Genomic DNA, 3,019 nt, shown 5'->3' on the forward strand with positions numbered 1-3,019 from the left:
ACCGCTTATTGTTTAGCCAAAGTGGTAATGCTTATGGCTATGCTGTTTCCGCCGAATCAGCCAAACCTGCGGATATCAAAGCACATCCAGAAACAGTTGATACTCAAAGAGTGTTAACTGAAAAATTGCCTAGGCTGGTTAGCGCGGTTTAGCTGTCCGGCAAAATTCATCCCACACCTAATGCTGCGCATTAGGTGTGGGATGAATTTTGCACAGGGTATGCATGGAATTGCTATAATATATTTACTGGTAAACAAAGCCGAAAATGCTGGTTTGTCAGCAAAACACTCTTAAAAAAAAGACCAAGAAAACAGAGCGGCAGGGCAGTCCGTTCTTAAAGCCCAGCGCCTCCTAAGGGATGCCCGGATTGGCTGGGAAGCCTACACTGAAATCGTTCGCGGACCGGCTCTGTAAGAGCAGAGTCAGTGTAGGAGCTGTCACTTACTATAATCTATACTTTGGGGTTGCTTACAACAGAAGTAACCCATTTTTCATTGGTTGTCTGGTTGAACGCGATCGCGTGGCCGTTCGCGTAGCGTGGTCGAAAGGCCAAAAGGCCAAGGTTTTCTGGTTGAAGGTTGTTTGGTTGAAGGTTGTCTGGTTGAAGGTTGAAGGTTGTTTGGTTGTTTGGTTGTTATTGCCCAGGCGTCCCTTGTCGGTTAGGTTGAGAGTTCAAGCTAAATAGGCTATAGTGCTAGACTTGTAACTTGTCACTTGGTCTGTAACCATAGCAAGAGTAATTGAAAAGTGAACAAGAACAGATCTTGAACAGATATTGAGATTCTGTTCCATCACCCCGTCACCCCATCACTCCATCACCCTATCACCCTGTGAATCTCCCTTCTTTTCTCTGGCTCTGGAAAATTGCGGCTTGGTCAATGGGTTTATCCCTATGTGCCTATGTACTCCTGGCAATCACCGGCAGCATTGCGTTTTATCAACGTAACTCCGGACGTCCACGACCGACTTGGTTACGCCCTCTGCACTACATCATTGGCTGGATCATGGTCGCTCTAGTCTTGGTTCTGCTGGGAATTGGTTTAGTAGGGACCATCGGCCATTACGGTAATCTAGGTCATTCAGCCCACTTAATTGCTGGATGGTCTGTGGTAGCACTGGTGTTGCTCTCAGCCTTTAGTGCTACCCAAATTAGTCCTCAACAACCCTTAGCAAAGGCTGTTCATGTTGCTACCAACATTGCCTTGCTAGTGGGATTTACCTGGGTTTCCCTTACTGGTTGGGAAGTTGTCCAGAAATATATGAGGCATTAGTCCTTTGTTAATTGTTAGTTTAGATTTTGAAAGTTGAAAGTTGAAAGTTGAAAGTTGAAAGTTGGTTGAAAGTTGAAAGTTGAAAGTTTAAGGTTATTTGTCAGCCATGGATGCCTTTACTTAGCGGATGGACGACTTTCAGAACGATAAAAAGGCTTCTTGACCACAAGGGCAGGATAGGATTTACCCCGGATTTCTACTTCCAGCTGCTGTCCAACTTTGCCCAACTTTTTGGGAACATAGGCTAGTGCGATCGCATTTCCTAAGGTTGGTGCTAATGTACCACTAGTGACAACTCCTACCACCTCACCATCAGCTAGGACTGGGTAACCATGGCGAGCAATCTGCCGTCCTTGCATCTGGATCCCAACTAGCTTGCGTTCGATCCCCGTTGCTTTTTGTTGCTCTAGCACCGAGCGTCCGATGAAGTCTCCTTTGCTATCAAGATGCACTAGCCAACCTAACCCAGCTTCTAAGGGTGTAGTGGTATCATCTATATCTTGTCCGTAGAGTGCCATTGCCGCTTCTAGGCGCAGGGTATCTCTGGCACCTAAACCACAGGGAGTGACACCAGACTCTAAAAGTGTCAGCCACAGCTCTATTCCCACATCTGGGTCTAGCATCAGCTCAAATCCATCTTCCCCCGTGTAACCGGTTCTAGCAATAAATGCCGGTTTTCCCAACACCGTTGCCTCTAGATGTCCAAACGCTTTGACTGGTGCTAAGGCTTCTTTGACAAATGGCTGAAGATGTGATATAGCTAATGGTCCCTGTACTGCGATCAACACTTTGGATGTTGAAAGGTCTTGTAAGGTAACTAAATCAGTATCCAGGTTAGCTAACAACCAGTCTTTGTCTTTGGTGCAGGTTGCTCCATTAACAATCATCATCCCCCGCTGCTCCCCAGACTCCTCCTCACCTTGGTAGTAGAAGATAATGTCATCAATGATGCCACCATTCGGATTTAACAACACCGTGTATTGAGCTTGACCTGGTTGCAAGCGGGTTAAATCTGAAGGTACTAGAGACTGCAATTGCTCCCGTAGTTGCTTACCATGAAAAGCAAACTTACCCATATGGGAGATGTCGAAAATTCCGACAGCAGTTCGTACTGCAGCATGTTCTTTTTTCAAGCCGCTAAATTGTACTGGCATTTCCCAACCCGCAAAAGCTGTCAAGCGGGCATTTTGTGCTACCACCTGGTCAAATAGGGGAGTGCGAGCCAATTTAGGGGTTTCGGATTGGGACTCTGGAGATCCTGGGGAATTTGCCACGGGTTTTAATAATGGTGTTCAGTTATCAGGTAAGTGTAACATCTATCTGGTATAATCCCATGGGTTCCCGTAGCACAATGTGGAATGGGCATCTTGCCCGTGTAGCACAATGTGGAATGGGCATCTTGCCCGTGTAGCACAATGTGGAATGGGCATCTTGCCCGTTACAATTTCGCGTTTTATTAACAACAGTTGTTAAACAGTTGGTAAACGCGCCACTTTTAAATTTATCACCATTAAGCTACTATATTGTATTGGTAAACACTATCCCACTCTCATGAACAAAAAAGTAATTTGGTATATCAAATCTCAAGTTGGAGTTCTGCTTTTTCCCTTAGGCTTATGCTTATTTGGAGAAGCCGTTTCTAAAAGAATTGAAGGAGAGCCTTGGTTTTGGTTAGGAACCTTAAGCTTAGTTGTGATTAATGCCGGGATTGGTTTGATGATTGAAAGCGGATTGATATCCGGTTTTCC

3 protein-coding genes are annotated in these 3,019 nt (G+C 45.4%); 2 read left to right on the top strand and 1 reads right to left on the bottom strand.

The window, feature by feature from the left end:
* The first annotated feature begins 830 nt into the window (after positions 1-830).
* Complete coding sequence (locus F6K49_RS38740; RefSeq protein ID WP_293051049.1) at positions 831-1,271, top strand: DUF4079 domain-containing protein; 441 nt, start codon at positions 831-833, stop codon at positions 1,269-1,271.
* 116 nt (positions 1,272-1,387) lie between these two features.
* On the opposite strand, the gene gcvT is transcribed toward F6K49_RS38740, so the two are convergent.
* Complete coding sequence (gene gcvT / locus F6K49_RS38745) at positions 1,388-2,545, bottom strand: glycine cleavage system aminomethyltransferase GcvT (protein ID WP_293105794.1); 1,158 nt, start codon at positions 2,543-2,545, stop codon at positions 1,388-1,390.
* A gap of 277 nt (positions 2,546-2,822) precedes the next feature.
* On the opposite strand from gcvT, the gene F6K49_RS38750 reads away from it, so the two are divergent.
* The coding region (locus tag F6K49_RS38750) for a hypothetical protein (protein ID WP_293105797.1) at positions 2,823-3,019 on the top strand (197 nt) is incomplete at its 3' end.

The sequence above is a fragment of the Moorena sp. SIO3I6 genome (genome assembly GCF_010672095.1).